Genomic DNA, 16,577 nt, shown 5'->3' with positions numbered 1-16,577 from the left:
TTGATAGCCTAGTGCCACCCGTTATCATCTGCGCGCCAAAACAAGGGCTGCGAAGCTGAGTCCGTCCGTGTATTTGCCTGTGGGTTCTTCTTCTTAAATTGCCTGGAAATCTTCGATGCTGTCGTATCACCAAAAGCGTTTTCTGATCGTCGATGATTTCTCGGACTTCCGCAGTTCGGTTCGGTCGATGCTGCGCGAATTGGGTGTCAAGGAAGTGGACACTGCCGATACCGGCGAACAGGCGCTGAAAATGTGTTCGCAGAAGCAGTACGATTTCATCCTGCAGGACTTTCACCTGGGTGACGGCAAGAAAAACGGCCAGCAGGTGCTTGAAGACCTGATGGAGGAAAAGCTGATCAGTCATGAAGCGGTGTTCGTCATGGTCACCGCCGAAACGAGCCAGGCCATGGTGCTCAGTGCACTGGAGCACGAGCCCGATGCCTATCTGACCAAGCCCTTCAACCGTTCCAGTCTGTCCCAGCGCCTGGAGCGCCTGGAGCAGCGCAAGACCCTGCTCAAGCCAATCCTGCAGGCCCTAGACCGCGGCAAGCCGATGGAGGTGCTCAACGCCTGCATCGCTTTGTGCAAGCAAGACATCCGCTATTCGCCTCTGTGCCTGCGCTACCGCGCCGATGCCCTGCGCGACCTCAATCAGAACGAAGCGCTGGAGCGGCTGTACGACGGCATCATCGCCGACCGCCCGTTGCCATGGGCGTTTGCCGGATTGGGCAAGTTGCTGTTCAAGCGTGGTCAGGTCGGGCAGGCCAAAGGCATTTACGAAAAAGCCCTTAAAGTCTTCCCGATGATGCCGTCGCTGTATGACGGCATGGCTGATGTGCTGGTCGCCGAAGGGGATACCAAAGGTGCACAGCGCGTTCTGGAAGAGGCGGTTCGCCTGTCGCCGCTGGCGGTGCGCCGGCAAGCGTTGCTGGGCAAGCTGGCAATGACCAACGAGGACTTCGATACGGCGGCCAAGGCTTATCGCCAGGCCGTGAGCCAGGGTGCGCAGTCGCGGTTCAAGGATGCCGAGAGCAATCTGGGCCTGGCCCACGCATTGATCAGCAAGGGCAGCGAAAGGGGGCTGGACACGCGGACCCGACTGGAAATCAACACCACATTGAGTGCCGTGGCCAAGGAAAACCCCTCCGACCCGGGCCTGCAAATCCGCGCACGCCTGATGAAGGCCACCAGCCTGTTGCTCAACGATGCCGAGACAGCTGACAAGCTCACCGAGCAAGCCCTGTTGCGCCTCGATGGCATGGAGCAATTCATGAGCGCCGAAGCGGCGTTGCTGGTGGCCAAGCAACTGAAAATGCTCGGGCAGAGCGAAGCCGGCACCGCAATGCTGAAAAACTGCGTGGAAATCTACGGCGACGATCCGGCAGTCATGAAGGGCATCGCCAAGCAGACCGACGACCCGAGCATCCTCAATTCCGGTAGCGCCGCGGCCGAACTCAACCGGCAGGGCGTGCGCGTGTACAAGACCGGCAATCTGGTGGAGGCCCGGCAGGTCTTTCGCAAAGCTCTGGCCATGCAGCCGAAGAACATCAGTATCGCCCTGAACCTGGCGCAGTCGTTGTTGCACGGCACCGATACCAGCGCACCTTCAGCGGAGCTGGAAGAATGCCGGACCTGCCTGAAAATGGTTGGCCTGATGCCCGACACCGACGCGCGCTATCCGCGTTACCAGAAGCTCAATAGCAAGGCGTTTGGATAATGAACGACAACCGGCAGGCACTGGATTTCTCCACGGTGATCGCCTCTACCGTGCACGACATGAAGAATTCGCTGGCCATGCTGATGCAGGCCCAGAGCCAGTGGCTGGCGCGATTGCCGGCGTCGGCGCAGCAGACGCCGGAGCAGGGCGTGATCGACTTCGAGTTCGCCCACCTCAACGGCATGCTGGTGCAGTTGCTGGGCCTGTATAAGCTCGGCGTCAACCAGATGCCGTTGCAACCGGCCTACCATGAGCTGGACGACTTCATCGAAGCGCAGTTGGCTTGTCATCAGGAAGTGTTCGCCAGCCGCGGCATCATGGCCACCTATGAAGTGGACCCGCTGAGCCCGCTGGGTTTCTTCGACCGTGAGTTGATCGCGTCGGTATTGGCCAACTGCATCAACAACGCCATTCGCTTTGCACGGCATGCCGTGTTGATCAGCGTCAGCGACGAAGCCGGACAACTGGTGTTGACCATCAATGACGATGGCGAGGGTTATCCGGCGCAGATGATCGAGCGTCAGGCCGATTACGTGCAGGGCATCAATCAAAGCACCGGCAGCACCGGGCTGGGCCTGTATTTTGCTGGACGAATTGCCGCATTGCATCAGCGCAACGGCGTCGGCGGACGCACTGAAATCGGCAATGGCGGCCCATTGGGCGGCGGGGTGTTCCGTCTTTACCTGCCCTGACAGGCAGCATATTTATCGGCGCTGCTTGAAATTCCGAACACGTGGAGCCTATTTTGTACGGTCGCCGTTCGCGGCCCGCACAATAACAAGGATAGCGTCATGACGACCGTTGGCCTGAGTTCACTCGCGCAGCGATTGACGGGCATTGATGAAGTTGAATGTGTCACGCCGGATTTGAATGGCGTTCCACGGGGCAAGGTGATGACCAGCGAGGGGTTTCTCGACGGTCGACGATTGCAGATGGCGCGGGGTGTGCTGCTGCAATGCATCATGGGCGGATACCCGCCGGCGCGTTTTTACGGCAGCGACGATGGCGACCTGGCGCTGATTCCGGACCCTGCGCAAATCCACCGCCTGCCCTGGAGCCATCCACCGCGGGCTTTCGCCATCTGTGATGCGGATGAACTGGGCACCACCACCAGCTGCAATCTGTCGACCCGTGGCCAGCTCAAGTCGGTGATTGCCCGTTATGCGGCCCGTGGCCTGGCCCCTGTGGTGGCGACCGAGCTCGAGTTTTTTGTTTTCGCTCCCAACACGGATCCGACCCTGGCTTTTCAACCGCCACTGGGGCTGGATGGTCGTCGCGAGGATGGTCAGTCGGCGTTCAGCGTCAGCTCCAACAATGGACTGCGCCCCTTCTTCAATGAAGTCTACGAGTGCATGGCTGCGTTGGGTTTGCCGCGCGATACCTTCATGCACGAAATGGGCGTCAGCCAGTTCGAGATCAACCTGCTGCATGGTGATCCGCTGTTGCTGGCCGACCAGACGTTCCTGTTCAAGCACCTGCTCAAGGAAATTGCCCTCAAGCACGGCCTGAGCGTGGTGTGCATGGCCAAGCCATTGGCACATACGCCGGGCAGTTCGATGCATATCCACCAGAGCGTCGTCGAGATCGATTCGGGGCGCAACGTGTTCAGCGATGAGGCGGGGCAGGAGACGGCCACCTTCCGCCATTTCATTGCCGGCCAGCAAGCTTGCATGGCCGACTTCACCGCGTTGTTTGCGCCGAACGTGAACTCCTATCAGCGCCTGTGTCACCCTTACGCCTCACCGAATAATGCCTGCTGGTCCCACGATAACCGGGCGGCCGGCCTGCGTATTCCGGCCAGCCTGCCGGTGGCCCGTCGGGTCGAGAATCGCCTGCCGGGCGCCGACGCCAATCCGTATCTGGCGATTGCCGCAAGCCTGGCGGCGGGGTTGCATGGCATCGAGAACGCGCTGGAACCGAGCGCGCCGATCCAGGGTGAATTCGAAGTGCCGGACAATCTTTCGTTGCCGTGTACCTTGCATGCGGCACTTGAGCGTCTGAAACGTAGTCAGTTGGCCAAGGAACTGTTTGGTGCGGAATTCATCGAAGGCTACATTGCTTCGAAGAACCTGGAGCTGAGCAGTTTCCTTGATGAAATTACTCCCTGGGAACGGCGTGTATTAGCCGCCCAGGCCTGACGATCCGTCGACATCCGGCTATCGTTTAGCGATAGCCGATTCTCACTGCAAGGAGCCGCTCGGAACGCCGATGCGCCAAATCTGGAAATCCTTTCGAGCGCTGTATTTCGCCTCGCTGATGATGTTGATCGGCTCGGGCCTGTTGAGTACTTACCTGGGCTTGCGCCTGGCTGCCGATCATGTCGACAGCCTGTGGGTCGGTGCATTGATGGCCGCCAACTACTTCGGCCTGGTGCTGGGGGGCAAGATCGGTCACCGGTTGATTGCCCGGGTCGGGCATATCCGGGCCTACTCGGCCTGTGCCGGGATTGTCGGCGCGGCGGTGTTGGGCCATGGCCTGATCGATTGGTTGCCGGCCTGGCTGTTTCTGCGGGTGATCGTCGGCCTCGGCATGATGTGCCAGTACATGGTGATCGAGAGCTGGCTGAACGAGCAGGCCGAAGCCAGGCAACGCGGCTTGGTGTTCAGCGGCTACATGATCGCCTCTTACCTGGGCCTGGTGATGGGGCAACTGATTCTGGTCATGCACCCGGCGCTGGGGCTGGAGCTGCTGATGCTGGTCGCCCTGTGTTTCGCCCTGTGCCTGGTGCCCGTGGCCCTGACCCGACGGATTCACCCTGCACCCTTGCATCCGGCACCCATGGAACCACGGTTCTTTATCAAGCGTGTGCCACAGTCGTTGAGCACGGTGCTCGGGGCAGGCCTGATCGTCGGTTCGTTCTACGGTCTGGCGCCGCTGTATGCCTCGCAACAAGGGTTGTCCACAGAGCAGGTCGGCCTGTTCATGGGGTGCTGCATTTTTGCCGGGTTGCTGGTGCAGTGGCCGTTGGGCTGGTTGTCCGACCGCTATGATCGGGCTGTGCTGATCCGCAGTTTTGCATTCAGCCTGGCCCTGGCGGCATTGCCGCTGGCGATCATGCCGCAGGTGCCGCTGGAGGTTCTGTTTATCGCCGGTTTCGTCTGTTCGCTGGTGCAGTTCTGCCTGTATCCGTTGGCGGTGGCGTTCTCCAACGACCATGTCGAAGGCGATCGCAGGGTGTCCCTGACGGCAATGTTGCTGGTGACCTACGGCGTTGGCGCGAGTATCGGGCCACTGGTGGCTGGCGTGCTGATGAAGTTGTTCGGTAGCCAGATGCTCTATGCGTTTTTCAGTTTCTTCGCGTTGGTACTGGTGTGGCGGATTCGCCCGAAAGCGGTGACCAATCTGCATCAGGTGGAAGATGCGCCGCTGCATCACGTGGCCATGCCGGACAACATGACGAGTTCACCGCTGGTGGCCTGCCTCGACCCGCGTGTCGATGAGCAGGTGGTTCAGGATCAGATGCACGGTCCGGTGAGTGCCGGGGCAGAACCTGAACCTGAAACTGTCACCGAAACTGAATCCGATCAGCCGCCGGAAGATCCCGATACAGGGCGGGCCCCAGACTTCAGTGAGCTCAGGCCTTAAACCCCGGGCGCAAAAAAAAAACGGGCAGTCACCGCAAGGGGCTGCCCGTTTTTTGTTGGCGCTTTATCAGAAGTCGTCTTTGTCGAAGCGGCGCGCTTCGCGTTGTAACTGGTAGACGAAGCGTTCGACCTGGCGCTGCACCAATCCGCTCATGTTGTGGAAGCGAACGCCAGCGAAGGTGGTGGAAATCTTTTCTTCGAAGTGCAGATAACGCAATTCGACCGGAGCGGTCATTTTGCCAAAGGGCAGGTCGGCATTGAAGCGGTCGTAAACCTGACCCAGTTGCAGGCTGCCAGTGATGTCGCCCTCGAAACGCAGTTTGCAGCCGGTCGCGGAAATATCCAGCAGCTTGCCGCTGATGGGGGCCTTGAGCTTTTCGCCGTCGAGGTTGACGTTGACCAGTTGTGCCAGCTTCAGTGCCGCACGGAACGCATTGCGGCGCTGGTGGTAGACCACTTCATCGGGCAGGCTGCCGCGATAGCAGCGGCTGTCACCGGATTCGTCGATGTTCAATTGACCGTTGCTTTCCCAGGCAATGCGCACACCTTCGTGGAAGCCTTCGACCTTGAACGGTTCGCCCGCCAGCAGGAAGCGTTCGCCATCTCGGGGAATCATTTCGTCCAGGGCAATCATGTTGCTGTCACGGTCCAGATCCACCAGATAGCTCTGGAAGCGCTGGCTGCGCTCGTGGAACGTGATGATCAGCGGGTCATGGCTTTCGATCAGCTGGCGCAGGTTGCCGGAGATTTCCAGGGGCGTGGAGAGCACCTTGGGTGGCTGCGGGGCATCATCCACGTTTAAGGCATTGGACACGGTTAATCAATCTCCAGACAAAATTTGACTACGGCTGGCCAGCATTTTGCCAGCATTTTTTGCGTCTTGGATAGAGCGGGCTCATCGAGCGGGCTAAGCCTGACTGAGCGGGCGTGGCTTGACAAGCTTGGAGAATGTTCCGCTGGCATCGTACAGCGCCGGGGTTTCACCGCCGGTGAGGATTTTCAGCTGGGTGGCCGTAGCGGCCTGCTGAGTGAGGATCGACTGACCGTTGTTGGCATTGATGGCCTGGCACTGGGCCAGGAGATCGGTCAGCACGTCACTTTGCGCCAGCAACTGGTCGCCAATGCTCGACTGACTGGCCAACTGCTCAAGGCCGCCACGGTTGGTCGGCAGGTTGAGGCTGGCGAGAGTTTCACTGCGCTTGCGGCCATGCTGTTCGAGCAAGACGATCAATGCCTGTTTCTGCGCCAGGATGTCCTCGAGCAATGGCATGTCGCGGCCATGCAATGCGAGGGATTCGGTCTGCAGCAATTCCAGCAAGTGTTGCGCTGGAGCAAAGTCGTCGGTGATCAGTTGCAGTAAATTAGTGTCGTGCATGGCTGGCCTTGGGTTTTAAGCGTCCAAAAGCCTGGCGCCGGCGGTGGCCTAGCGCTGGGCTTCGAAGTTGAGCAGTTTGCTGGCTACACGGTTGCTGTCGACCTTATAGCTGCCATCGGCAATCGCTGCTTTCAACTCGGCCACGCGGGCTTTGTCGACGGCAGGCTGATCGCGCAGCTTGTCAGTGACCTTCTGCAACTGTTGAGCCTCATTGCTGAGATGTACCGATTCCCCGCTTTTGACGGTACCGGCCTGTTCGGCCGCGGACTCCAGCGGCGCGGATTTGCCGGCTTCGGCGCTTTCCTTGCTGGCACTGGTACGTGTACTGCCCGTAAGGGACGAGGAGCTGTTCAAACGGCTGAAATCGATGACCATGATAAAAAACCTCTGGGAATTTGGACGCTTGCCATGGTTTCGGCCATTCCCTGGAAAACTTTAGGCTCATTTATCAATGAACCTCGCGCGCGTCAGCGCTTGCCCTGCATGGAGCACAGTCTAGGGAACAGCCGCGGCAAGCGCCACATTCCGGTGAACAGAGCGCCTTACATGGACACTTCCACCTGCCCCGGCGCCATGACCTGCGCCTTGATGATTCGCTGGGAGTTGAGGTTTTTAACCCGGATCTGTTCGCTCAGGCCGCCATTTGACAGGGCTTCGCCCGGCATGCGTACGCTGAGCGTCCCGCTGCGGGCGGTAATCACCACCTGATCTCCCTTGCGGATGACCTCGGCCTGTTCGATGTGCACCAGGGTAATCACCTGGTCGGCGACCGTTGGTCGGGTCAGTCGCTGCCCGATCGCCTGATCAAGGGAGGTCAGGTAGCCCTGGCTGATGAGGCTGATATCACGTTCGCGCAGGACCACATCCCCGGGCTCGACAATGGCGGTGCGGCGCAGTGGCCGGGCGGTGGTCACGACATCGCGAAACAGGCGGACTTGAGCGGGCACGAAGACGGTCCAGGGGGCGGCGCCCTCGCAACGGACCTTGACCGTGACCCGTCCCAGCGGCTTGGGGCTCTCAAGGGTTGCTGTCAATTCCTTGTCGCACACGGGCATGTGCATGCGCGGATCGAGCGGGTTGACCTGGATCTCGTAGCGACCTTCCGTTTGACTGGTAGCCAGATAGTCTTCTACGGTGAACTCAAGAAAGCCCTGAGTGACGCCGATAAGCATGTCAGGCAAGGTAACCGCGTCAGCAAGGGCAGGGCTGCCAGCGTTGAACAGGCAAACAGCCGCCAGCACGCCGGGCAATTTGCGGCAGAGTGTGGTCAGGCGTCGAAAAAATGTCGGTTCTGTGTTCATAACGATTAAAAAAGCAAGCGCCGTGCCGTTTAGTGATGAAGGCGCGTCGCAACAACACTTGGCGTTGGTGTAGGAGTCTGGGCATGGCTGGTGTAATGGATGCGGTAAACCAGCGCACGCAACTGGTGGGGCAGAATCGCCTGGAGCTGTTGTTGTTCCGTCTCGACGGCCAGCAGCTGTACGGGATCAACGTGTTCAAGGTTCGGGAGGTGCTGCAATGCCCCCAATTGACGCTGATGCCCAAATCCAGTCCTGTCGTGTGCGGCGTGGCGAACATCCGGGGGGCGACCATACCGATTCTTGATCTGGCGATGGCGACCGGCTCCGGTGCATTGAAGGACAAGAACAATCCCTTCGTGATCATCACGGAGTACAACACCAAGACCCAGGGTTTCCTGGTCCGCTCGGTGGAACGCATCGTCAACATGAACTGGGAGGAAATCCATCCGCCACCCAAGGGCACCGGGCGCGATCACTACCTGACGGCGGTGACGCGGGTCGACAATCAGTTGGTCGAAATCATCGACGTCGAGAAAGTGCTGGCAGAGGTGGCGCCGACGCCGGAAGCGATTTCCGTCGGCGTGGTGGATGTCGAAACCCAGCACAAGGCGCTTTCGTTGCGGGTGCTGACGGTCGACGACTCTTCGGTGGCACGCAAGCAGGTCACGCGTTGCCTGCAAACGGTTGGCGTCGAAGTGGTGGCGTTGAACGACGGTCGGCAAGCGCTGGATTACCTGCGCAAACTGGTCGATGAAGGCAAGAAACCGGAAGAAGAGTTCCTGATGATGATCTCCGACATCGAGATGCCGGAGATGGACGGGTACACACTGACGGCGGAAATCCGCAACGACCCGCGCATGCAAAAGCTTCATATCATCCTGCATACTTCGTTGTCGGGGGTTTTCAATCAGGCGATGGTCAAGAAGGTCGGTGCCGATGACTTCCTGGCCAAATTCCGTCCTGATGACCTGGCATCCCGGGTAGTCGACCGGATCAAGGCAGCAGATATCAGCTAGGGGCCTGCGCCCCTGGCAGTCAACATGATTTAAGAGGCGGCATCATTGTCTACGGGTAATTTGGATTTCGAACAGTTCCGGGTGTTCCTGGAAAAAGCCTGTGGCATTTTGCTCGGTGAAAACAAGCAGTACCTGGTCTCCAGCCGTCTCAACAAACTGATGGAACAGCAAGGCATCAAGTCTCTGGGGGAGCTGGTTCAGCGCATGCAGACCCAGCCGCGCAGCGGTTTGCGCGAGCAGGTGGTAGACGCCATGACCACCAACGAAACCCTGTGGTTTCGTGACACCTACCCGTTTGAAGTCTTGAAGAACAAGGTACTGCCCGAAGCGATCAAGGCCAGTCCAGGCCAGCGCCTGCGTATCTGGTCGGCGGCGTGCTCCTCAGGCCAGGAACCGTATTCGCTGTCGATGTCCATCGACGAGTTCGAGCGGGTCAACATGGGCCAGTTGAGGATGGGCGTGCAGATTGTTGCCACCGACCTGTCCGCCACCATGCTGACCAACTGCAAGACCGGCGAGTACGACAGCCTGGCCATCGGCCGTGGTCTGTCGCCAGAGCGCCTGCAGCGTTATTTCGACCCGAAAGGGCCGGGACGCTGGGCGATCAAGACGCCGATCAAGAGCCGGGTGGAGTTCCGTTCCTTCAACCTGCTGGACAGCTACGCGAGCCTGGGCAAGTTCGATATCGTGTTCTGCCGCAACGTGCTGATCTACTTCTCCGCCGAGGTGAAGAAGGACATCCTGTTGCGCATCCACAGTACGTTGAAGCCGGGCGGTTACCTGTTCCTTGGTGCCTCCGAAGCGCTGAACGGTTTGCCGGATCATTACCAGATGGTCCAGTGCAGTCCGGGGATCATTTACCAGGCGAAGTGATTTTTTGGCAGTATCAAAAAAAACGGGAGTCCTCATGGGCTCCCGTTTTTTTATGCCTGCTGATTTCTTGCAAACGCTGCTGGCCCTTGTGGGAGCGAGCCTGCTCGCGAAGGTGCCCTGACAGGTGAGATCAATGTTGCCTGACACGCCGCCTTCGCGAGCAGGCTCGCTCCCACAGAGGTAGGCGGTGTTCTGAAAAGTGGAGGAAGCGGCAGAAAAGCGGCAGGCGGCGGAAAACCGTTGCCGCTTTTCTGGCATTGCCGCGTTGCCATGGCCGGCAAAGCCCCGGTTTCCGGGCTTTTTTGAATTGGCATGGGGCTTGCTAAGTTGATCCTACGAAAAATCAGGTCACCCGAAGGTTTCCCGACATGAGCATCAGCTTCGATAAAGCGCTCGGCATCCACGAACAAGCCCTGGGCTTCCGCGCCCAGCGTGCCGAAGTCCTGGCCAACAACATCGCCAACGCCGATACCCCGAACTACAAGGCTCGGGATCTGGATTTCTCGACAGTGCTCGCCGAGCAGAACGAGAAAACCAAGAACGGCACGTTCGCCTTGAACATGACCAACAGCCGTCATATCGAAGCTGAAGGTCTGGGCAATGGCGATGAGTCGTTGCTGTATCGCACGCCGATGCAACCGTCGATCGACCAGAACACCGTGGATGCTCAGCTGGAACAGTCGAACTACGCGGAAAACGCGATCGGCTTCCAGGCCAGCTTCACCCTGCTCAACAGCAAATTCAAAGGGCTGGTATCAGCCCTGCGCGGAGAGTAAGCCATGTCTCTATCCAGTGTTTTCAATATCGCCGGTAGCGGCATGAGTGCGCAGACCACGCGTTTGAACACCGTCGCTTCGAACATCGCCAACGCCGAGACCGTCTCGTCGAGCATCGACCAGACCTACCGCGCGCGCCACCCGGTATTTGCCACCATGTTCCAGGGCGGCCAGAGCGGCGGCAGCGACTCGCTGTTCCAGAGCCAGGACGCCGCCGGTCAGGGCGTGCAGGTGCTGGGTGTGGTTGAAGACCAGAGCAATCTCGAGGCGCGCTACGAGCCGAACCATCCGGCGGCCGATGCCAAGGGCTACGTCTACTACCCGAACGTCAACGTGGTTGAAGAAATGGCCGACATGATTTCCGCGAGCCGTTCGTTTCAGACCAACGCCGAAATGATGAACACCGCCAAAACCATGATGCAGAAAGTCCTGACCCTTGGTCAGTGATAAGGGGCGACTCAGATGAGTGTTACCGATTCCACCAGTGGATTGAGCCTCAAAGACATCCTGGCCAACTCCTCGATCAAGACTAACCCCACGACTGACGGCCTCGCGTCGGCAGCCGGCAGCGCCACGGGCAACAAGGCCCTGGGCAAGGATGCGTTCCTGCAGTTGCTGGTGACCCAGCTGAAAAACCAGAACCCGCTGGAGCCTCAGGACAACGGCGCGTTCGTGGCCCAGCTGGCGCAGTTCAGTAGCCTGGAAGGCATTACCACGCTCAACGACACCGTGAGCGGCCTGGCCGGCAACTACAACTCGTCCCAGGCACTGCAGGCATCGTCGCTGGTGGGCCGTTCGGTCATCGCACCGGGCGACAAGGCCGTGGTCGATACCAACAAGAGCCTCAGCGGCACGGTGGTGGTTCCGTCTTCGGTGGCGTCTGCCGCCCTGAAGATCGTCGATGCCAGCGGCAAGACCGTGCGCAGCATCGACCTCGGTGCGCAGAAGGCCGGCAATGCCAGCTTCATCTGGGACGGCAAGGACGATGCGGGTGAGACGGTGCCTGCGGGCACCTACACCTTCGGCGCCACGACCACGATCGATGGCAAGTCCGTCGCGTTGATCACCAATCTGCCCGCGACCGTCAACAGCGTGACCATCAGCCAGACCGGCGGTGAGTTGATGCTCAACCTCGCCGGACTGGGCAGCGTTGCCCTGTCCAAAGTACAAACCATTGGTATGTAGAGCCGACTAACACGGCACAAAGGAGTGATGATGTCTTACAATATCGGCCTTAGCGGTCTCTATGCAGCCAACAAACAACTGGACGTGACCGGCAACAACATCGCCAACGTCGCGACCACCGGTTTCAAATCGTCCCGTGCAGAATTCGAAGACGTGTACTCGGCGACCCGCCTGGGCACCGGCAGCAAGACCGTTGGCAGCGGCGTGCGCCTGTCCAACGTTTCCCAGCAGTTCGGCCAGGGTGACGTGAGCAACACCGGCAACGTGCTCGACATGGGTATCCAGGGCAATGGCTTTTTTGTTCTGAGCAACAACGGCTCGCTGACCTACACCCGTGCCGGTACGTTCAAGACCGACAAGGACGGCTACGTCACCAACAGCGACGGCACTGCCCGCCTGCAAGGTTACGGTGTGGACTCCAACGGCAAGATCGTCAATGGCGTGCTGACCGACCTGCAGATCGATACCTCCAACCTCGCGCCGAAATCCACCAACTCGGTTTCGTCGACCATCAACCTGGACTCCACGTCGCCGGTGATCGACCAGACAGTAGCGACCAACAAGTTCGATCCGTCCAAGACCGAGACCTTCACCAAGTCGTTCAGTACCCCGGTTTTCGATACTCAGGGTAACCAGCACCCCATGGATCAATACATGGTCAAGACCGGGCCGAACACCTGGGATACCTATACCCTGATCGATGGTCGCAACCCTGACGGCAGCGATCCCAAGGTGATCGCGCCGATCCCTTCGACCATGAAGTTCGACGCCTCCGGCAAACTGGTCTCGGTCAGCACGCCGGTGACGCCGCCAACCACGCCACCGACTTCGGTGATCAGCAATGACCTGAAGATCACCAACTGGACGCCGGGTACCGTCACCAATGGCGTGTGGACAGTCAACGGTGCTGCCGCCGACCCGGCCGGTGTGACCATCTCCATGGCCAACACCTCCCAGTTCAACGCCGATACCGCACGTTCGATTCCTTCGCAGAACGGTTACGCCACTGGCCAGATCACCAACCTGACCATCGACGGCAGCGGTGTGCTGCTGGCCAACTTCAGCAACAACCAGACCAAACCGATCGGCCAGATTTCCCTGGCCAGCTTTACCAACGAGCAAGGCTTGCAGCCGGTGGGCGGCACCAGCTGGAAAGAAACCTATGTGTCGGGCATCCCGGGTTACGATGCGCCGGAAACCGGCACCCTGGGTTCGATCGTTTCCAACTCCCTGGAAGAGTCCAACGTCAACCTGACCAACGAACTGGTCGACCTGATCAAGGCGCAGAGCAACTATCAGGCGAACGCCAAGACCATCTCCACCCAGAGCACCATCATGCAGACCATCATTCAGATGACTTGATGCTGGATTGCGCTGCATGAAAAGCCCCTCGAGAGAGGGGCTTTTTTGTGGCCCGGGGTTTGGTATTGGATGTGATGCCCGCCTGTAGGAGCGAGCCTGCTTGCGAGGAACCTGAAATCACCGCGGGGTATCAGGCATCCAACGTTATCGTTGACGACCATCGCGAGCGAGCTCGCTCCTACAGTTGAGCGTGTTTATCCAGGAAAAAACCGGCCCTCTGTAGGAGCGAGCAGGCTCGCTCCTACGGTTGATGGTGTTTATCCAGGCAAAAGAAAACCCCCGACAAGCCGAAGGCCTGTCGGGGGTTTTTGTGTTACCGGCTCAGCTTATTGGCAAGCTTCGCAATCCGGCTCGTCGATGGCGCAAGCCTTCGGTACTGGAGCAGGGCCGGCTGGCGCTGCCAGGACCGAATCTTCACCGTGGTTGCCGCCGCTGGAAACAGCGTTCAGCTTGCCGGTGTTGATGGTCGACTTCTCGGTGCTGGTCGCGGCCAGGGCACGGAGGTAGTAAGTGGTTTTCAGGCCACGGTACCAGGCCATGCGGTAGGTCACATCCAGCTTCTTGCCCGAAGCGCCGGCGATGTACAGGTTCAGCGACTGAGCCTGGTCGATCCACTTCTGACGACGGCTGGCGGCGTCGACGATCCACTTGGTGTCCACTTCGAATGCGGTCGCGTAGAGCTCTTTGAGTTCCTGCGGGATACGCTCGATCTGCTGCACCGAACCGTCGTAGTACTTCAGGTCGTTGATCATGACCGAGTCCCACAGATCGCGAGCCTTCAGGTCGCGAACCAGGTACGGGTTGATCACGGTGAATTCGCCCGACAGGTTCGATTTCACATACAGGTTCTGGTAGGTCGGTTCGATCGACTGCGAGACGCCGGTGATGTTGGCGATGGTCGCGGTCGGTGCGATGGCCATGATGTTGGAGTTACGAATGCCTTTCTGTACACGAGCGCGAACCGGTGCCCAGTCCAGGGTTTCGTTCAGGTCGACATCGATGTACTTCTGGCCGCGAGCCTCGATCAGGATCTGTTGCGAATCCAGAGGCAGGATGCCTTTGGACCACAGCGAACCCTGGAACGTCTCGTACGCGCCGCGCTCGTCGGCCAGGTCGCAGGAAGCCTGGATCGCGTAGTAGCTGACCGCTTCCATCGACTTGTCGGCGAACTCGACGGCGGCGTCGGAACCGTAAGGAATGTGCTGCAGGTACAGCGCATCCTGGAAGCCCATGATGCCCAGGCCGACCGGACGGTGCTTGAAGTTGGAGTTCTTCGCTTGCGGCACCGAGTAGTAGTTGATGTCGATCACGTTGTCGAGCATGCGCACGGCGGTGTTCACGGTGCGTTGCAGCTTGGCGGTGTCCAGCTTGCCGTCGACGATGTGGTTCGGCAGGTTGATCGAGCCCAGGTTGCAAACGGCGATCTCGTCCTTGTTGGTGTTCAAGGTGATCTCGGTGCACAGGTTCGAGCTGTGGACCACGCCGACGTGCTGCTGCGGGCTGCGCAGGTTGCACGGGTCTTTGAAAGTCAGCCATGGGTGGCCGGTTTCGAACAACATGGACAGCATCTTGCGCCACAGGTCTTTGGCCTGGATGGTCTTGAACAGCTTGACCTTGCCCGGGTACTCGGTGAGGGCTTCGTAGTATTCGTAGCGCTCTTCGAAGGCCTTGCCGGTCAGATCGTGCAGATCCGGCACTTCGGACGGCGAGAACAGGGTCCACTTGCCGTCATCGAAGACGCGCTTCATGAACAGGTCAGGGATCCAGTTGGCGGTGTTCATGTCGTGGGTACGACGACGGTCATCACCGGTGTTCTTGCGCAGCTCGATGAACTCTTCGATGTCCATGTGCCAGGTTTCCAGGTAGGCGCACACAGCGCCTTTGCGCTTGCCACCCTGGTTAACGGCAACGGCGGTGTCGTTGACGACTTTCAGGAACGGCACGACGCCCTGGGATTTGCCGTTGGTGCCCTTGATGTACGAACCCAGCGCACGAACCGGCGTCCAGTCGTTGCCCAGGCCACCAGCGAATTTCGACAGCATGGCGTTGTCGTGGATCGCGTGGTAGATGCCCGACAGGTCATCCGGCACGGTGGTCAGGTAGCAGCTCGACAGCTGTGGACGCAGGGTACCGGCGTTGAACAGGGTCGGAGTCGAAGCCATGTAGTCGAAGGACGACAGCAGGTTGTAGAACTCGATCGCACGGGCTTCTTTGTGCTTCTCTTCGATCGCCAGGCCCATGGCCACGCGCATGAAGAAGATCTGCGGCAGTTCGAAACGCACGCCATCCTTGTGGATGAAGTAACGGTCGTACAGGGTTTGCAGGCCCAGGTAGGTGAATTGCTGGTCGCGCTCGTGGTTGATCGCCTTGCCCAGTTTTTCCAGGTCGAAGGAGGCCAGCACAGGGTTCAGCAGTTCGAACTCGATACCTTTGGCGATGTACGCCGGCAGCGCCTTCGCATACAGGTCGGCCATTTCGTGGTGAGTGGCGCTTTCGGCCACACCGAGGAAGCCCAGGCCTTCGGCACGCAGGGTGTCCATCAGCAGGCGCGCGGTCACGAACGAGTAGTTCGGCTCGCGTTCAACCAGGGTACGGGCAGTCATCACCAGGGCGGTGTTGACGTCGTTCAGGGCCACGCCGTCGTACAGGTTCTTCAGGGTTTCGCGCTGGATCAGGTCGCCGTCGACTTCTTCCAGGCCTTCGCAGGCTTCGGTGACGATGGTGTTCAGGCGGCCCATGTCCAGCGGCGCCAGGCTGCCGTCGGCACGGGTGATGCGGATCGACGGGTGAGCGTTGTTGACCGCTTCCTCGGCCGGCGCACGCACGGCACGTTCCTTGGAGCGGGCATCACGGTAGATCACGTAGTCGCGAGCGACTTTCTGTTCGCCGGCACGCATCAGGGCCAGTTCGACCTGGTCCTGGATTTCTTCGATGTGGATGGTGCCGCCCGACGGCATGCGACGCTTGAAGGTCGCGGTGACCTGTTCGGTCAGGCGGGCAACGGTGTCGTGGATTCGCGACGAGGCGGCAGCGGTGCCGCCCTCAACTGCGAGAAACGCTTTGGTGATGGCGACGGTGATTTTGTCATCGGTGTAGGGAACGACAGTGCCGTTACGCTTGATCACGCGCAGTTGGCCAGGCGCGGTGGCGGACAGATCCGAATTCGAATCAGCGGCCGGCGGCAAGGTGCCCTGCGGGTTCTCGCGAGTTGTGTCGGTTTGCATGGGGGAGTGTCTCCACATTCTCTATGTTTGTTTGGGCACCATCACGGTGCCCACCGTTCCGTCCTGAAGCACTACAACCGGCGAGCGCCGGGCATAACAACTTCGGGACAGTAGGAAGGGGCTTTATCGGGCGCCGCTTCCATGCCGAAGTCTTTGGTTTCACG

General features: G+C 59.6%; 15 protein-coding genes. 10 read left to right on the top strand and 5 right to left on the bottom strand.

Annotation, left to right across the window (positions count from 1 at the left end; all coding sequences use genetic code 11):
• Positions 1–115 precede the first annotated feature (115 nt).
• From ACEN8E_RS22820 to ACEN8E_RS22805, 4 genes are all read left to right on the top strand, one after another.
• Complete coding sequence (locus tag ACEN8E_RS22820; RefSeq protein ID WP_495589968.1) at positions 116–1,717, top strand: response regulator; 1,602 nt, start codon at positions 116–118, stop codon at positions 1,715–1,717.
• Positions 1,717–2,409, top strand: coding sequence for a sensor histidine kinase (locus ACEN8E_RS22815; protein ID WP_495589967.1), 693 nt, complete (start codon positions 1,717–1,719; stop codon positions 2,407–2,409). Before ACEN8E_RS22820 ends, ACEN8E_RS22815 begins: the two co-directional genes overlap by 1 nt.
• Positions 2,410–2,610: 201 nt before the next feature.
• The gene (locus ACEN8E_RS22810) at positions 2,611–3,855 is read left to right on the top strand and encodes a glutamine synthetase family protein (RefSeq protein WP_495593375.1); all 1,245 of its coding nucleotides are present in this window, start codon (positions 2,611–2,613) and stop codon (positions 3,853–3,855) included.
• A 70-nt stretch (positions 3,856–3,925) separates the two neighbouring features.
• A complete protein-coding gene (locus ACEN8E_RS22805) occupies positions 3,926–5,302 on the top strand; it encodes an MFS transporter (protein WP_495589966.1) in 1,377 nt (458 codons plus the stop codon).
• A gap of 66 nt (positions 5,303–5,368) precedes the next feature.
• On the opposite strand, the gene ACEN8E_RS22800 is transcribed toward ACEN8E_RS22805, so the two are convergent.
• From ACEN8E_RS22800 to flgA, 4 genes are all read right to left on the bottom strand, one after another.
• Entirely contained in the window at positions 5,369–6,115 is a 747-nt protein-coding gene (locus ACEN8E_RS22800) for a flagellar brake protein (RefSeq protein ID WP_495589965.1), read from the bottom strand.
• A gap of 93 nt (positions 6,116–6,208) precedes the next feature.
• A complete protein-coding gene (locus ACEN8E_RS22795) occupies positions 6,209–6,676 on the bottom strand; it encodes a flagella synthesis protein FlgN (RefSeq protein ID WP_085717181.1) in 468 nt (155 codons plus the stop codon).
• A 48-nt stretch (positions 6,677–6,724) separates the two neighbouring features.
• Positions 6,725–7,051 (bottom strand): flagellar biosynthesis anti-sigma factor FlgM, encoded by a 327-nt coding sequence (gene flgM / locus ACEN8E_RS22790; protein WP_429367111.1) that lies wholly within the window; start codon positions 7,049–7,051, stop codon positions 6,725–6,727.
• Positions 7,052–7,218: 167 nt separating this feature from the next.
• A complete protein-coding gene (gene flgA / locus ACEN8E_RS22785; protein ID WP_495589964.1) occupies positions 7,219–7,977 on the bottom strand; it encodes a flagellar basal body P-ring formation chaperone FlgA in 759 nt (252 codons plus the stop codon).
• 83 nt (positions 7,978–8,060) lie between these two features.
• Between flgA and ACEN8E_RS22780 the strand changes: the two genes are divergently transcribed.
• The 6 genes from ACEN8E_RS22780 to flgE all read left to right on the top strand — a co-directional run bounded on the left by ACEN8E_RS22780 (position 8,061) and on the right by flgE (position 13,189).
• Positions 8,061–8,993, top strand: coding sequence for a chemotaxis protein CheV (locus tag ACEN8E_RS22780; protein ID WP_085717184.1), 933 nt, complete (start codon positions 8,061–8,063; stop codon positions 8,991–8,993).
• Between the two features lie 45 nt (positions 8,994–9,038).
• Complete coding sequence (gene cheR, locus ACEN8E_RS22775; protein ID WP_495589963.1) at positions 9,039–9,866, top strand: protein-glutamate O-methyltransferase CheR; 828 nt, start codon at positions 9,039–9,041, stop codon at positions 9,864–9,866.
• Positions 9,867–10,234: 368 nt separating this feature from the next.
• The gene (gene flgB / locus ACEN8E_RS22770; RefSeq protein ID WP_495589962.1) at positions 10,235–10,642 is read left to right on the top strand and encodes a flagellar basal body rod protein FlgB; all 408 of its coding nucleotides are present in this window, start codon (positions 10,235–10,237) and stop codon (positions 10,640–10,642) included.
• A 3-nt stretch (positions 10,643–10,645) separates the two neighbouring features.
• Positions 10,646–11,089: a flagellar basal body rod protein FlgC gene (flgC, locus tag ACEN8E_RS22765; RefSeq protein WP_007980123.1), complete on the top strand. Its 444-nt coding sequence runs from the start codon at positions 10,646–10,648 to the stop codon at positions 11,087–11,089.
• Between the two features lie 15 nt (positions 11,090–11,104).
• On the top strand, positions 11,105–11,827 hold the full coding sequence (gene flgD, locus ACEN8E_RS22760; RefSeq protein ID WP_495589961.1) for a flagellar hook assembly protein FlgD: 723 nt from the start codon (positions 11,105–11,107) through the stop codon (positions 11,825–11,827).
• Positions 11,828–11,857: 30 nt separating this feature from the next.
• On the top strand, positions 11,858–13,189 hold the full coding sequence (gene flgE / locus ACEN8E_RS22755; protein WP_495589960.1) for a flagellar hook protein FlgE: 1,332 nt from the start codon (positions 11,858–11,860) through the stop codon (positions 13,187–13,189).
• Positions 13,190–13,515: 326 nt separating this feature from the next.
• Here flgE and ACEN8E_RS22750 read toward each other — a convergent pair whose 3' ends face one another.
• Positions 13,516–16,413: a ribonucleoside-diphosphate reductase subunit alpha gene (locus ACEN8E_RS22750; protein WP_495589959.1), complete on the bottom strand. Its 2,898-nt coding sequence runs from the start codon at positions 16,411–16,413 to the stop codon at positions 13,516–13,518.
• Positions 16,414–16,577 lie beyond the last annotated feature (164 nt).

It is taken from the genome of Pseudomonas sp. Pseusp9 (assembly GCF_059491265.1).
The sequence above is the reverse complement of the archived record's forward strand: the minus strand, read 5'-3'. Positions and strand labels throughout refer to the sequence as shown.